The sequence below is a fragment of the Pseudobutyrivibrio ruminis DSM 9787 genome (genome assembly GCF_900218035.1).
Classification (GTDB): Bacteria; Bacillota; Clostridia; order Lachnospirales; family Lachnospiraceae; genus Pseudobutyrivibrio; species Pseudobutyrivibrio ruminis.
Genome location: NZ_OBMR01000016.1, coordinates 1 through 14,702, shown reverse-complemented (window position 1 = coordinate 14,702; position 14,702 = coordinate 1). Strand labels below are relative to the sequence as shown.

Annotated in this window: 22 protein-coding genes; 16 read left to right on the top strand and 6 right to left on the bottom strand. The window is 34.2% G+C overall.

The window, feature by feature from the left end; all coding sequences use genetic code 11:
- Window position 1: 1 nt before the first annotated feature.
- From CRN97_RS13650 to CRN97_RS13620, 7 genes are all read left to right on the top strand, one after another.
- Window positions 2–241, top strand: a complete 240-nt coding sequence (locus CRN97_RS13650) for a hypothetical protein (protein ID WP_097077267.1) — start codon at window positions 2–4, stop codon at window positions 239–241.
- Between the two features lie 8 nt (window positions 242–249).
- Window positions 250–609: a helix-turn-helix transcriptional regulator gene (locus CRN97_RS13645; protein ID WP_097077266.1), complete on the top strand. Its 360-nt coding sequence runs from the start codon at window positions 250–252 to the stop codon at window positions 607–609.
- Window positions 610–787: 178 nt separating this feature from the next.
- A complete protein-coding gene (locus CRN97_RS13640) occupies window positions 788–1,435 on the top strand; it encodes an MBL fold metallo-hydrolase (protein WP_097077265.1) in 648 nt (215 codons plus the stop codon).
- Window positions 1,436–1,462: 27 nt separating this feature from the next.
- Complete coding sequence (locus CRN97_RS13635; protein ID WP_097077264.1) at window positions 1,463–2,149, top strand: hypothetical protein; 687 nt, start codon at window positions 1,463–1,465, stop codon at window positions 2,147–2,149.
- Between the two features lie 43 nt (window positions 2,150–2,192).
- A complete protein-coding gene (locus CRN97_RS13630; RefSeq protein ID WP_097077263.1) occupies window positions 2,193–2,633 on the top strand; it encodes a GNAT family N-acetyltransferase in 441 nt (146 codons plus the stop codon).
- A 9-nt stretch (window positions 2,634–2,642) separates the two neighbouring features.
- A complete protein-coding gene (locus tag CRN97_RS13625; protein ID WP_097077262.1) occupies window positions 2,643–2,858 on the top strand; it encodes an aspartate dehydrogenase in 216 nt (71 codons plus the stop codon).
- Window positions 2,859–2,871: 13 nt separating this feature from the next.
- Window positions 2,872–3,240: a zinc ribbon domain-containing protein gene (locus CRN97_RS13620; RefSeq protein ID WP_097077261.1), complete on the top strand. Its 369-nt coding sequence runs from the start codon at window positions 2,872–2,874 to the stop codon at window positions 3,238–3,240.
- Window positions 3,241–3,403: 163 nt separating this feature from the next.
- On the opposite strand, the gene CRN97_RS13615 is transcribed toward CRN97_RS13620, so the two are convergent.
- Window positions 3,404–4,213, bottom strand: coding sequence for a PIN domain-containing protein (locus tag CRN97_RS13615; protein WP_097077260.1), 810 nt, complete (start codon window positions 4,211–4,213; stop codon window positions 3,404–3,406).
- A 210-nt stretch (window positions 4,214–4,423) separates the two neighbouring features.
- Here CRN97_RS13615 and CRN97_RS13610 point away from each other — a divergent pair, with 210 nt between their 5' ends.
- The 8 genes from CRN97_RS13610 to CRN97_RS13575 all read left to right on the top strand — a co-directional run bounded on the left by CRN97_RS13610 (window position 4,424) and on the right by CRN97_RS13575 (window position 10,455).
- Window positions 4,424–4,726, top strand: coding sequence for a Dabb family protein (locus CRN97_RS13610; RefSeq protein ID WP_097077259.1), 303 nt, complete (start codon window positions 4,424–4,426; stop codon window positions 4,724–4,726).
- A gap of 27 nt (window positions 4,727–4,753) precedes the next feature.
- Window positions 4,754–4,966: a hypothetical protein gene (locus CRN97_RS13605; RefSeq protein WP_097077258.1), complete on the top strand. Its 213-nt coding sequence runs from the start codon at window positions 4,754–4,756 to the stop codon at window positions 4,964–4,966.
- A 7-nt stretch (window positions 4,967–4,973) separates the two neighbouring features.
- Window positions 4,974–5,129 (top strand): DUF4186 family protein, encoded by a 156-nt coding sequence (locus CRN97_RS13600; RefSeq protein ID WP_143483274.1) that lies wholly within the window; start codon window positions 4,974–4,976, stop codon window positions 5,127–5,129.
- 33 nt (window positions 5,130–5,162) lie between these two features.
- Window positions 5,163–7,913, top strand: a complete 2,751-nt coding sequence (locus tag CRN97_RS13595; RefSeq protein ID WP_097077257.1) for an NUMOD1 domain-containing DNA-binding protein — start codon at window positions 5,163–5,165, stop codon at window positions 7,911–7,913.
- Window positions 7,914–8,090: 177 nt separating this feature from the next.
- The gene (locus tag CRN97_RS13590) at window positions 8,091–8,513 is read left to right on the top strand and encodes a putative toxin-antitoxin system toxin component, PIN family (protein ID WP_097077303.1); all 423 of its coding nucleotides are present in this window, start codon (window positions 8,091–8,093) and stop codon (window positions 8,511–8,513) included.
- Between the two features lie 3 nt (window positions 8,514–8,516).
- Entirely contained in the window at window positions 8,517–8,750 is a 234-nt protein-coding gene (locus CRN97_RS13585) for a toxin-antitoxin system HicB family antitoxin (RefSeq protein WP_097077256.1), read from the top strand.
- A gap of 227 nt (window positions 8,751–8,977) precedes the next feature.
- Window positions 8,978–9,391 carry an SseB family protein gene (locus CRN97_RS13580; protein WP_097077255.1) on the top strand — a complete coding sequence of 138 codons (414 nt, stop codon included), beginning with the start codon at window positions 8,978–8,980 and terminating at the stop codon, window positions 9,389–9,391.
- A gap of 35 nt (window positions 9,392–9,426) precedes the next feature.
- The gene (locus CRN97_RS13575) at window positions 9,427–10,455 is read left to right on the top strand and encodes a tyrosine-type recombinase/integrase (protein WP_097077254.1); all 1,029 of its coding nucleotides are present in this window, start codon (window positions 9,427–9,429) and stop codon (window positions 10,453–10,455) included.
- A gap of 97 nt (window positions 10,456–10,552) precedes the next feature.
- Here CRN97_RS13575 and CRN97_RS13570 read toward each other — a convergent pair whose 3' ends face one another.
- The 5 genes from CRN97_RS13570 to CRN97_RS13550 form a co-directional block, all read right to left on the bottom strand.
- The gene (locus tag CRN97_RS13570) at window positions 10,553–11,227 is read right to left on the bottom strand and encodes a DUF4417 domain-containing protein (RefSeq protein ID WP_097077253.1); all 675 of its coding nucleotides are present in this window, start codon (window positions 11,225–11,227) and stop codon (window positions 10,553–10,555) included.
- Window positions 11,211–11,570, bottom strand: coding sequence for a hypothetical protein (locus CRN97_RS13565; protein WP_097077252.1), 360 nt, complete (start codon window positions 11,568–11,570; stop codon window positions 11,211–11,213). The genes CRN97_RS13570 and CRN97_RS13565 overlap by 17 nt, the downstream gene beginning before the upstream one ends.
- Window positions 11,567–12,055, bottom strand: coding sequence for an EndoU domain-containing protein (locus CRN97_RS13560; RefSeq protein WP_097077251.1), 489 nt, complete (start codon window positions 12,053–12,055; stop codon window positions 11,567–11,569). Before CRN97_RS13560 ends, CRN97_RS13565 begins: the two co-directional genes overlap by 4 nt.
- Before the next feature lie 226 nt (window positions 12,056–12,281).
- A complete protein-coding gene (locus CRN97_RS13555; protein WP_097077250.1) occupies window positions 12,282–12,872 on the bottom strand; it encodes an ImmA/IrrE family metallo-endopeptidase in 591 nt (196 codons plus the stop codon).
- A complete protein-coding gene (locus CRN97_RS13550) occupies window positions 12,872–13,195 on the bottom strand; it encodes a helix-turn-helix domain-containing protein (RefSeq protein WP_097077249.1) in 324 nt (107 codons plus the stop codon). Before CRN97_RS13550 ends, CRN97_RS13555 begins: the two co-directional genes overlap by 1 nt.
- Window positions 13,196–13,527: 332 nt before the next feature.
- Here CRN97_RS13550 and CRN97_RS13545 point away from each other — a divergent pair.
- Window positions 13,528–14,702 (top strand): Y-family DNA polymerase (locus CRN97_RS13545; protein ID WP_179670766.1); only part of this gene is annotated, 1,175 nt, incomplete at its 3' end.

Here is a 14,702-nt window from a genome sequence, read left to right as displayed (position 1 = left end):
TATGGAGTTTAAGAGAATTTGCAAGGATTTCGATTTAAAGCTACTACAGCTAGATACTTGGGGAATGCTTTCACCAGATGAAATTGAAGAAAAGAAATCTAAAAAGAAAACTCTTCAAAATGACTATGAAAACAACATTATCACTTTACATGAGTTTGATTCATCAATAAAGACTCTTACTGAAGGACTAGAAATTCCATCAAAAGAAGATATTTTAGAACGATGTAAAGCTTTAAGATAGGAGATTTTATGGATAAAAAGAGTATAGGAAACAATATCAAGTTTTATCGTAAACATGCAGGCTTAACTCAGGCGGAGCTTGGAGAAATATTTGGTGTTTCATATGTGACTGTCTCAACCTGGGAATCAGGAAGAACAGCCCCAAGCACAGATATAATTGAAGGTTTATGCGTAGCCTTACATTGCCGAAAAGAAGAACTCTTAGGCTTTGGATATGCAGGCCGCGATAAGGATATACAAAAGAAAAAGCTCAATGAGTACTTTGATTCATTAAGCGAAGATAATAGGCATTTGCTTCTTGTTAGAGCAAAGGAACTTGTTAATATTGAAGCTGAGCAACACGGATATTATAAGAAGAATGCATCATAATCTAAGATACTAACCCCAAGGTAATAAAAACCTTGGGGTCTTTTAAAATATCCACAAAAACACTAGTAAATACAGTATTATATGTATATTAGGACTGACTGTTATTTTCCCGAATGTTGTAGGAACGCTGTCCGTAAGTTACAGTAATAACTATCTTCGTAAAATGGGAGGGGGATTAATGGAATCATTATTAGAGAGAATAACTGTAAACACACAGAATAGCGTAAGAATCGCATCTAACATTGGTATTATCTATATTGATCCTTTAGAAATCAATGAAGCCAGTCATGATGCTGATTTTATTCTAATAACCCATGACCACTATGATCATTTCTCAGTTGATGACATAAGTAAACTGGCTAAAGATGATACTATTTTGGTCGTTCCAGAAAAGATGGCTTCTAGTGCTAAAAATCTTAGTATTCAATTAGGCAATATTGAGACTGTACTACCCAAAAATCAATTTGTTTTCTCAGGTCTAAAGCTTGAAACCATTCCTGCCTACAATATTATTAAGCCATTTCATCCAAAGTCTGCAGGCTGGGTTGGATATGTTCTAGAAATTGATGGAAAGAGAATCTATATAGCAGGAGATACTGATGCCACCAAAGAAGCTAAAGAGGTAGACTGCGACATAGCTATTATTCCTATAGGCGGCACATATACTATGGATTCAAAGAAAGCTGCAGAGTATATAAATGAATTAAAACCAGAGGTTGTAATACCTGTTCATTATGGCAGTATTGTGGGCTCTGCAAATGATGCTACCATATTTAAGGACAAGGTAAATCCTACGATAAGTGTAGCAATAAAACTAGCATTCTAAAGAAATATGGAATGCAGGGGGATTATTATGAGTTATTATCTTTCAGATACAGAAGCAAAAGTAAGTAGAACAATAACAAATATAGTAAAAGAGTTGCCGGATACGGTAGAGGATTTTGCTAAGTATATGGAGTTCGAAAACCATAAGAAACTTAGCTATATTTATGAATGTATACGTAACATAAGACTTTTCTATCAGGTATTAGCAAGCGAATTAGGTATTGATGATATAAAAGCGATAGGACTAGTTCATTTGTCAAATTTAACCCCTGAAATATTGGACAAATACGTATCTTCTCCAAGTAAACCAAAAAGAATGTATGCTCAACCAGTAAGTCCTAATTCAACGATACGGTCTAGTAGAAAGACTAGCCTCTGGTTCTATTATGACTATTTGGTTTATAAGCGTTTAGTAGAAAACAATCCTGTTTTTGACTGGAAAAAAATAAATAAACCAAAGAAGTCAAAGAGGATTTCTTCACCAGACAAAGTTAGATTTACTGGTGACGCGAAGATGAAGACAACAATAGATGGTAAATACAGCATCATAAAAGAACGCAATCCAAATAGAGAAGAGAGTATGTTTGTATATCATATAAGAGATGAAGAAAAAAGCTCTTATTTTACAGACGAAAATGGTGAAATTCTTTCTATCATCCCTTATAAAGAAGCGAGAGAATTTGTAAAGAATCTCTATGCCAAGGACAAGAAATAAATAATAAGATTACTTATATATAAAGATTACTCGGAGATGACCAATGGATTTAATAGTTAAGCATTTCAACGAGCTTTCAACCATAGAACTATATGAAATATTAAAGACAAGAGCAGAGATTTTTGTAGTCGAACAGAACTATCCATATCAGGATTTAGACGATAAAGACCAAGATGCAATTCATATCTTCTGTTGGAATGATAATAATCGAGTGGCAGCTTGCCTCAGAGTCTTTTGGAAAGATGAAAATGAAGGTGTCACTCAAATCGGAAGAGTAGTGACATTACAACATGGTACTGGCCTTGGCGGTAAACTACTTCATGCTGGAGTAGAACTTGCAATCAACCTGTTCAAGGCAAAGAAGATTTATCTAGAAGCCCAGGAATACGCTAAAGGCTATTATGCTAGAGAGGGTTTTGAGGTTGTTTCAGAGCCATTCCTAGAGGATGGAATCCCTCACGTAAAGATGGAAAAGATTATCTAGAGGTATACTATGTTTTTCAAGAAAAAGATTGAAAAGAAAGCATATGATAAAACCACAAAGAAACCTATTATTAAAGCTAGCATATGTACAGGTGAGCAGGTAGCTGGATTTAGGGGTATTGCCACAGGCGCCTTTGAGGAAATAATGCTTATTAAAAGCCAAGAAGATTTGGCTGCATTTAAGGCAATGTATGATATTAAAGAAGAAATAGAAAAGATTTACTAGAGGAAGAATAATTATGTTTTTTATTATGGGAATAACTGATGGCCGCAAAGACTTTGACTTTAGTCAGACCATCATATGCGATAGTTGCGGAAAATATGGAAGATATCAGGTCTTCATGCTCTATACAGTTCTATCTCTTTTCTTTATCCCAACTTTTAAATGGAATAAAAGATATTATGTTCAGATGAGCTGCTGTGGCAGTATATACGAACTTAATCCTGAAATAGGTAAGCGAATAGCTTCAGGAGAAGACCTACAAATCAAGCCTCGAGATCTCACTAAAGTAGGCAATGGTAGAGGCTTCTTTAAACACTGCAATAACTGTGGCTATGAGACATCAGAAGACTTTGATTTTTGCCCTAAGTGTGGAATGAGGTTTTAAAAACACACCGTAGAAAAACTTAGAATAGATTTCATCTACATTTCACAGAGTTTCCACCGCACTAACGCACTGGAAGATTAATATAACATCATCGCAAGAGCGTTAATAAAAACTTTTTCATACGTCATTCTCCCCAAAAAGGCTGCCAATAAGGCAGCCCATTTTACTTCTTAGCGTTTTCAAAAATCTTTGATGTAGCCTTATAAACTACACTAGTCTTATCATTACCAAGTGATTTTTGAAGTTTATTATTGTAAGCAGATGCATTCTCGCAAGATGCAAATGCATCGTACACTTTCTTATAGTCTGGTGCACTTAGCTCAGCACCCTTAAGTGCAGCTCTGAGTTCAGCTTTTTGCTTTTCTGTAACAGTAGGTCGAGTAGTAGTTCTAGGTTTCTTTGTCTGAGTTTTTGTTACCACCTTAGGTCTACCTGTTCTTGTAGTTGTCCTTCCTGAACTGCCTGTCCTTCTTGTATAAGTTCTTCTTGATCTAGACTTTGGCTGTTCTTCAGATTTCTCTTCAACCACTTTTTCTTTTATTACAATAGCCTCCTGGCGTTTGATTGAATATCCTTTTTCTGTCCAAAAATCTACCACAGCATCAAATCCAGAATCTTTACTAATAACATATATTTCATCATATGAATTTTGGCCCAACTTATATCCAAGATATGTTGTTAGTTGGAAATCCAAATAATTCTTTGCAGTCTTTTCGGCTTTTACATGCTCTATATTTGCTGTGGAGCTAGTTATAGCTATAAGCGATTCATAGGCAACAGATTTTACCTTCGAACCATAAAAGATTACAACAAAATCATTACCTGCTAATTGGTCAACACCAATTAGTCCAGCATCTGAAACATTCTCATAGTCCACAAGATATAATCTCTTATTGACTCTTGATTCAACAGCTGTAGTGCTTGTATCTAATGCTTTATTTTCGTTCTTAACATCCTTATTAAATAATCCCATATTAACCTCGCATATTTCTATAGTTAACAGACCTATTGTATCACAGCTTTGTGTAAAAATTTTTTGTATAATCGCATACTCATACCCAAAAAATTTATAATTCCATTTGTTATAGTAAATATTTATAGGCTGGTGTACTAGGTGGAACAAAAGTCACTTAAGTGATAAACTAATAGCCATTAGAGATAGAAATTGGAGAGAGTTATTTAAATGATAAAACAAGTTATAATCTGGAAGTTACAGGACAAGTGCTTTGGCCCAAACTTAGGGGCTATTAAGGCAAACATTAAGACAAAGCTTGAAGAATTAAATGGTAATATTCCAGGACTTGAAAGCATTGTAGTGTGCACAGAATGTCTTAGCTCATCAAATGGCGATGTAACAGCAGAAGCCATCTTTGAGAGTGAAGAGGCTTTAAAACAATATCAAAAGCACGAGCTTCGTCTCGCTGCCACAAAGGATGCTATTGTACCTTTCGTGGATACAACAACTCATGTGGAATATGAACTATAAAATCATTTTAAAAAGGGGGTTTTTGAAATGGATGTTAAGGATATTATTACTAAGGTAGCAGGTAACGAGGACCTTTTAGACAAGCTTAAGTCTGCAGATGTTAATCAGGCAAAAGAGCTATTAGACAAAGCTGGTGTAAAGGTTGATGAAGCAGACGTAAAAAAAGTAAAAGATGCTCTAGCAGATGGAAAGATTGATATGAAAGAAATCAAGGATATCGCTGGAGGAATATTTAAGTAATAGGAACATGACAAGAGAAGAGTGGTTTGCTCAGCTGTTTACACGGCTGGGCAATTCTAAATTTAGGACAAGTTTTCATTTAAAACAAAAGGATTTAGACTATATAGAAGAAAAGGGACTAGAAACTATTAGGGAACATGCAGCTGATTTAATTGTAAATTAAGCTATAACTCATGTTGAAGGGGTGGAATATTAAATGCTATTTGATAGTCTTTTTAAACACGTAAATAGAAATAATAAATTTACTGAAACCAATAATAATGTTGCGTCAAACGTTGATAGTGCTAATACAGATTACACTAATGATAACGTTGGTGTATCGGAATCAATTAGTGATACGAATGCTGAAAAAAAGAATATTACAACGCAATATCCCAATGCTAATATGAGATATAAAGACATAGACAATAAAGTTTTAAGATTAAATGAATTAGGTACTTATATCGATAATAAAGAGGTTTTTGAAAGATGTATCTATTTTGAACCTAGTGATGGAGTGTTTCCACATGAAATTGCTCTATTGTATTTCTTATCAAGAATTACTTTATCAGAAATAGGAAATACACGTCTTACCATAAGCCCCGATATTAAAAATATAAAAAACGGGATTAAGTCTTTGCAGAGTAGAGGTCTAGTTGAATATTCTTTATCTTTTGATGATTTAGAAAAGTTAAATAATAATACTCTAAGAAGTATTGCTAAAAAGAATAAGTTAGAGTTAGCATCTCAGGACTCTTTTGAAATAAGAAAAGCTATTCGCCACCAGATGACAGAAGATGATTTGCGTTCATCTACTAATATAAGATTTTATGTTCCTACAGTAAATGCAAAAAAAATAATTAAAAAGTTTCCCGAAATTAATCTTAATACCTCTTTTCCTTGGAAAATTTACTCTCCTGAATCTGAGGACGCTTACAATAATATGAGCCCAAAAGAGTGGGATTATATTATTGAAAAGTATAAGGAATATTATTTGCCTAAAAAGATCAGTAATCAAAATAAGACATATATAGGAACACAAGTTAACGAGTTCATAAATATACTTAATGTAGCTAAGGTTTATAAGGATGGGTCATATATTATTGGGGAGAATTTAGACCCAGGTGAATACTATTTTGGGGGAGACAATATCGCCGCTCTAGATAAGAATGGTGATCAAATCAACGATGAGGAAGATTCAGTAGATTTTTATTTAAACCTAAAATCTGGCAAACGAATCTCTGTAGAAAATGGCTTCTTTACAAGAATTGATAATATAGAGTATAGATTTTCTGAAGAAGATGAATTAAAACCAAATCATATATATAGAAGCGTAGCTGAATTACCTGTAGGAGAGTATAAGTATTTATATTCGAATAGCATTGCAACTACTGAAAAATATACTGACTATAACAATGAGTGTGCTATTGTCATAAAAGAGAAATATCCAGCGTCAAGTTACATAGTTGAACATGGAGCAAAAGGTTTTCTATGTGTTGATAGTGATTCCAAATACATAAAGATTCATAATGGTTTTGCCAAATACTATTCTGATGAGAATGTAAAATCAAGTGTAACCGAAGAGCTTGAAAAAAACGAAAATTGGAAAATAATCGAGAAATATAATTGCAGCTTAAAAGAGCAAGATAAAATTATTCAAGGTAATAGATTTTTCTTTTATGCTTCAATCGAGGATCCAATTGCAGAATTATTTATAAAAACTAATTATGAAGATTGTACATTAATTGATAATCCATATAAAAATGATTCTACATGTAACTACAGATTCAGTGTTCCAAAAGAAAACAAAGAAGAAATATGTTTCATCCTATACTTGATGTATATACGAAAACTTGAATTACCTAAAATCAATGGTATTCGTGTGGTTGATATTTACAGATATTCATTCAATGGACATATTGCAGATACCTCTATGCGCTTTAAAGATGCTATTGACTCTTTGAAAATAAGAAATATTAGAGATTTTGATCGCGTATATAAAAAGATAGAACAAAACTATCCAAGTAAAGTTTTATTAGATGAAGAGGCCATTCACACATATGCAGAAGGATTATCTCCAGAATTTGATAAAAGATATTTCTTTCATATGTTCCATCATCAAAAAGATTATGCTCGTAAATATCAAGATGCCTTAATAAAGCTAGCTGAAGATGGTGCAATAAATCCAAGATGGAAAAGCGAGTTTTCGCTTTATTTACTTATTAAAAGCTATTATGAAGATGCAATTTATCAATATAGAGAACAATGGCTGGGTACACAATCACTAGATATATTTGTTCCTAGCATTCATGTTGGTGTCGAATATCAAGGAATGCAACATTATGAAGCTATTGACTATTTTGGCGGGGAAGAAAACTTTGAATACCGAAAGAAATTAGATACAGACAAACGAGAAAAATGTAAACAAAATGGTGTGTATCTTATTGAATGGAAATATGATGTTAATGTAACCGATATGAATTTACAAAAACTATTTGGGGATAACGGCATAAAATTGCCGAAAAGGAAAGAAGTTTATATAGAAAATATAATAAAAGATAGAGAAAAAAAGTCTGAGCCTCAATATGTTATTTACCAGTATGATAGCGATGGAATTTTCGTAAATGAATACGATAGCATTATTAATGCTAATAAAGCTACAAATACAACAGGAGTTGGTAAAGTAATTAATGGCCAACAAAAAATGGCAGCTGGTTTTTATTGGCGAAAAGTATTACTTAATACCGCAAAAACACCAATAGAAGTTATTAATGTAGAAGCACAACAAAAACCTAATGGTGAAAAAAGGCCTGTAATACAATTGGATGATAATGGCGTGATTATTAAGAAATATAACTCTGTTACAGAAGCATCTCAAACACTTGGCGTAAATGCTAAAAGTATAAGGCTATGTGCAAAAGGTTCACAGAAACATGCAGGTGGTTTTTGCTGGAAATATGAGGAGTAGAAAAGTATAGATGGAAAGCTTTATATTTTACGGTAATTAAAAACTTTTTAGTGATGGCGCACGTTCTCTACGCAAGATGCAAAGATGGCGCCATCATCTTTGCATCTATATCTATGCGTATAATTTAAGTTATTTGCATAAATTGACAAGAAAAATGGTATGATATATAATACCAATATGAAGAACATTATTATTGATACGAATGTATTAATTGCGGGCCTACAAAGTAAACGTGGTCAATCTTATAGATTACTACAGCTTTTGTATGAGAAGCGATTCGAAATTTCAATTTCAGTTCCATTGATTCTTGAATATGAGGCGTTGTTAAAGAAAAAACTTGATAGAAATATCTTTTCGGATTCTCATATTGAAGCATTCATAGACTATCTGTGTAAAATAGGACGTCATATTAAAATATATTATCTTTGGAGACCGTATTTAAAAGATGCATTTGATGATCATGTGCTAGAGCTTGCTCTTGCATCAGAGTGCGATTATATTGTCACTTATAATCTAAAAGACTTTAAGCGAGCTGAGGAGCTTGGAATCAAAGCTATCACGCCAGGAGCATTTATAGAAATTATATTAAAGGAGGAATAGCCTATGAGTACATTGAGTATTAGAATACCAAATTCAGTACATGAAGCTGTAAAAGGCCTTGCGGCAGAAGATAATATTTCAATTAATCAATTTATATCCTCTGCAATTATGGAAAAAATTACCGCCTTAGAGACAGAGGATTATTTATCTAAACGCGCACAAAAGGGCGATGCAAATGCCTTTAAAACAATGCTTGATTTAGTACCCGACGTTCCTGCTAACGATTTTGATAAATAATCAACTGAATAAAATGCACAAATTGTGATATACACCGCCTTAGAACGCGACTTAGGGCGGTGTTATTCATATATATCTATCTTTCCGTTAAATAATTGTTTTGCGTAAAGATGCGTTTTAATATATAATATACATGAGGCATTTTTCCGTTAAGTTTTTCCGTTAACAGTATACGGATTATACTTGCTAAACTTACATTAAAGGCAAAATTGGGAGGATAATTAATTATGGAAATCGACATTAGAAAAGCAATTTTTATTACGCCTTTTGGCTATGATCAAGAAGGCCCACTAAGTGAACCTGATATGTTCTTACATGGTGGTCAAACTGAGGCTGATATTATCGATGCAGGTGGCTATTATTTTGCTATGAAAGATCTACCAGAAGGCTTTGATACAAGTCCTACAGCCTCAACTAAAACAATGCATTATGAAACTATTAAGAGTCCTGATGGAAAAAGATTTTTTCCGCTTTTTGATTCATATGAAGTTATAACTAAAATTTTCGGCAAAAACATTCGATTATGCATGACAAGCTTTGATACAGCCCTTAAATTCTCCAAATCAGATAATCTTGATGGTATTGTAGTTTGTCCTGGAACACCATACCAAAAAATCCTTGATATAAATCAATTTGCATAGTTTGATAATATTTTAACAAATAAGGTTATAAAGTCATGAGTAACGAATATAGAAATGAACAAGACATCAAGAATAATGCAAAAATAAATGAACTCTTAAATGCTATGCCAGAATTTTTAGAGGACTTTCATACCCATTTAGAGTCTAGAAAACGCTCTACAAACACTATTCTTGGCTATATGTATGAAATAAACGTATTCCTTAGGTTCATGGCTACAACACTAAAAAAAGAGTCTATTAAAGATATTGTTGTTAAGGATCTTGATAGAATCAGAATGACTCAGATTGAAAAATACATTTCTATTTCTGAAGATGGAATCAGTTTAAGTGCAAGTGCACGACGTAGAAAGCTTTCTGCTCTTAAAACCTTATACAAGTATTATCTAAATATTGGTTCTATCCAAAAGAACCCTACTCTTCTTGTAGAAGGGCCAAAGCTTCACGAACATAATGTAATTAAGTTAAGTGCTGCTGAAGTTTCAGCTCTTTTAGATTGTATACAAGAACAAGATGGAATTTCAGAGCATGCCAAAGCCTACAATAAGCGCATGGTTGACCGTGATGTCGCTATAATCATGTTACTTTTAGGCACTGGCATGCGTGTTTCTGAGCTTGTTGGCCTTAATCTTTCAGATATAGATACTACAGAAGAAAACAAAGTGTATTTTAGTATCATTAGAAAAGGTGGGGATTATGACAAGGTTAGAGTAATTGAGCCTGTATACAATGCTGTGGCCGATTACATAGAATTTTCTAGGCCACTACTACTCTCTTCTACTGAAAAAAACGCTCTTTTTATCTCTACCCAGGGAAAAAGAATGTCCGTAAATGCAGTACAAAAAATGCTTAAAAAATACTGTAAGGCTGCCGGCCTTTCTGATAAATACTCTCCTCACAAGATGAGAGCTACTTTTGCTACCAAAGTCTACGCAGAAACAAAGGACATCTATGCAATCAAAGATGCCCTTCATCATAGCAATATTGATACTTCTAAGCATTATATTTCAGATAAGGAAGCTAGAATTGACGCTGCAGCGGAGGCGGCTAGTACATTCTTTAGCTAATAGATATTGCAATTATCCAATGAGTAGATATTTATCCAATAAAACTATTATTTAATGTACTATTTAAATTTTAATTAGAATATATATTATCTAAAGATTATTTGCTTTTCATTCTTGTTGTCCAATCAGGGTATTGTATAAATTGAGTCTTAGATTTTAAGTCACCAAATATTTTATCAGGCATAGCACCATATACAAGTACCACGTTAGGTTCCAACTCTTCAAGCATTGCTATCAAACCTTCTCGAAAATACCTTTTAGACTCTGCACTTTTAATCTGCCCATAAGTACCTATTGAAACAATACTTTTTTTATCTACTCCTTGAAAAGCAACTTTTTCTCCCAAAAATTCATCTGTATATGTTCTTTCGTCACCCCAACGAATGTTAGGGATAACATATAATCCCATTTTTTGTAAATAATGTCCAACTGCCCTATTCAAGTAAATATCTGCAATTTGTACACATAAAGGAGCATCCAAATACAGAGAGCAATCTGGAGATATAATTCCTGGAAATCTTTTTAAATCATCTACCAAAGACTCAGTGTTCGTAATCAATTCTCTGAAATTGACGTCATGTTCATAGCAGCATACAAAATCCATATTGTTTTCGCTACGATTTCTTAGTGAAAATGGCACTAGCCCATTAGGAATAATTATCTCCTTTGGAGCATCAATGTGGGGGATTTCAAATTTACCATCAAAAAAAGCTGTTTCAACAAGTGCAACTCTGAATCCTTCATCCACTAAATTATCAACTTTCTTCCCCATGTTCAGCCTCCCATCTAAGTATTGCCTCTGCACTTTCAATACTTCCAGCAATATTATACTTAGTGCATTCTTCTGGAAACTTTATCATGAGATCCTTATAGCACTGAACAAATTCTTTGCTTGGAACAATATTTACGACATCATCAATAACTTCGCTTATCCATGAATACTCATCTGCCGTACATTCATTTTTAAGAAAATCAATTGTTGTTGGAATATCTTCTGTAAGAAGTTCAATTTCTTTTTTCTGGCATTCTTCAATACCATCAGCCCATTCACCTTGACTTATTTCTTCAACATATATTCTACGGGCAATTACTTCTCTAAATTTCTCTATATTCATTTTCTTTTCCTCCCTCTACTTGTAGGTTGCTTTGAATCTGGAAAGATAGTTCCTATTTGTCCATGAGTTCGAATTACACCAACTCTTACACCCTTCCACATCCCGAAAACAGCTACTCCGTCTTTACTATGACGATTCGATTTAAGATTTGCTACATGTTCACCAGCATGCTTAATATCTTTACTAGTCCAATTTTTAGGAAACCATGCTTGTCCCGTACCGGTTTGCTTTTTAGGATTCTTGTGACTTGGAATATTTCCCACACGAACACCATTAGAATATGTCTTTACAATATTGTACTTTATTCCATATCTATTCAGTTCATTCAGTCCTGCTTGACCATGCCCGCCACTTTTTAGTCGTATTTGATTGCCTTTAAGCGGTTTCGTATATCCACCCTCATTAGAATGAACTACAGAATATTGACTTGCTACACCTGCTGCTCCTTTAGTATTTAATGTTCTTCCTGTCTTAGTTGTTCCCATAATCGTTTCCTCCTGTCAATGACAGGCAAGAAACTAATACAATTCTTATATGCATTTTAACCTTACCTTTCTACTGGTTTACCAGTCAAACATGATTATTAGTTACTATTGTCCTCATGTTTTAGATGTGTTAAAATGCTTTTACAGTTTAAGGTGCTTTTAACGCATCTTTATGAGGAAACGCTTATTAAATTGTTACCAGCAATTATATAAGCGTTTTTTCAATTTATGAACATTCAACTTGACCACCTCCCACTTCAATATCAAAACACTTCAGCATTCTTTTCTCATAAATAGCATAATCTATGACATTATCATTACATTTTTTACGCTTCCATTTAAGATAGTATTTATAAGCATTTAATGCTGCCTCATAACTGATATCAAATGTATCATGTATAGTCTCTGCATTTATTTCTCCACTCATATTATAAATCAATGGTGGGGGAGCCAACGCATACTTTGCAAAAAATTTTGCTTCTGCCTCTTCCTTTACAGTCTCTTCAATATGCCCAAGCCAAAAATGTGCTATTTCATGCATTATAGTGTTGTTGATTCTTCCATAACATTTAGAATCATTATAGAATATTACCCACTCATGTTTTTCTGTTTCTACAGAAAAACCATCTTCACTAATTCGTCTAGCAGCTCTACGTCGCTCTTTCCCAAGTGCAGAGTATGGCCAAATTGCTATCCCCAGTTTTGTAGCAATTTCGAACGAGCTTATAGGCACACATTTAATGTCATATTCAGAAAACAGGGAAACTATTTGTTCTTTTATTTCCTCATATTCTTCGTCCGATAATCTCGTTGCCATCAATCACTATCCCCCTGTATCAAAATTTTCATTAACTCCATACGCTCCTCTTGCGTCATATCATTTGCATTACGTGCTATAAGAAGCCTTGCCGTTGCAAGATCGTCTTCTTTATTTGCACTCTTTCCATCTAACAGATAATCAGTTGTCGTTCCAAGTGCTTCTGCAATTTTAGATAAATTAGCTCCCCTCGGAATTCGGTCACCTTTAACATAATGAGATATCGCAGATTCTGTTATGCCTGTTTTAGTTGATAAATCCTTTTGGCTCATTCCTCTACTACTTAAAAGCTCGCTAAGCCTTTCGGTTATACCTCTTGCCATTTCATTCCCTCCTATTTTGAAATAATGATATCACATTTCGATAATTATAATACATCCAAATTATCACTTCGTCAAGTTTATTTTCTGAAATTAATTATATTCTTCTGGAATGCTCAGACATTTATACTTCACAGTCCAATAATAATAAGTTTATATCGCTGATTTAAATTTTATAATTTGTTCGGGTTTACAAAAAATCGTGTTCGGGTGTATTATCTACTTACAAAAAGCAAACATACTTTCGGAAAGTATGTTCGTAATTTATCAAGGAGGTAAGACAACTGGATATGTCTAAGCATTTACTAATCTCCAAATGCTACATAGCTATAGATATGAAGTCATTCTATGCATCTGTAGAATGCGTTGCCAGAGGTCTTGATCCACTTAAAGCTAACCTTCTAGTCGCTGATGGTAGTAGAACCGACCAAACCATCTGCTTGGCAGTCTCTCCCGCCCTTAAAGCTATAGGCGTTCCAAGTAGGCCTAGACTATTTGAGGCAAAACAAGCCATAGAGAAATACGAAAGAATCCACCATACTAAGGTACTTTATATTACTGCTGTTCCTCGTATGCTTGAATATGAGAAAGTATCAGCCAAGATTTACGGTATTTTTCTAAAATATGTAGCCCCTGAGGACATCCATGTTTACAGTATCGATGAGAGTTTCATTGATTGCACACCCTACTTACATCTTTATGAAACTGCAGCTATGAAATCTGGCCAAAGCCCCGCTCACATCATGGCTATGACAATGATTAGAGATGTACTCAAGCAGACTGGCATTACAGCCACAGTTGGCATTGGAACTAATCTATATCTTGCAAAGGTTGCAATGGATATCGTAGCTAAAAAAGCTCCTGCCGATAAAGACGGCGTACGTATTGCTGCTCTAACAGAAGACTCATATAAGACTTTACTATGGCCACATAAACCCCTCACAGACTTCTGGCAAATAGGTAATGGTAAAGCCCGTCGCTTGGAACGAAATATGATGTACACCATGGGCGATGTTGCAGAACGATCTCAACTAGATGAGGAGTGGTTTTATAAAACCTTTGGCATTGATGCAGAGATACTAATAGATCATGCCTGGGGAATCGAGCCTGTTACAATGCATGATATTAAAAACTATAAATCCGATAACCACTCTCTTTCCAACGGACAAGTATTGCCTAGACCATATAAGTACGAAGAAGCATGTATTGTTCTAAAAGAGATGATTGATATCCTCTGTTGTGACATGTACAAGAAGAATCTAGTATCGTCAAAGTTTACCTGGTGGGTAAGCTACGACTACAAAAGTCTTGAATACTGCCCTCACTACGATGGGCCACTAGCTATAGATTGGTATGGTAGACTCCATCCAGCACATTCTAATGGCACAGTAAACCTTCGTAATGCGACAAACACTTCTAAGCTTGTAATTGAAGCAATCATGAATGATGTGATAAAGAAAACTGACCATAGAATACTATTCCGCCGACTTGGCATATGTGCTTGTAATGT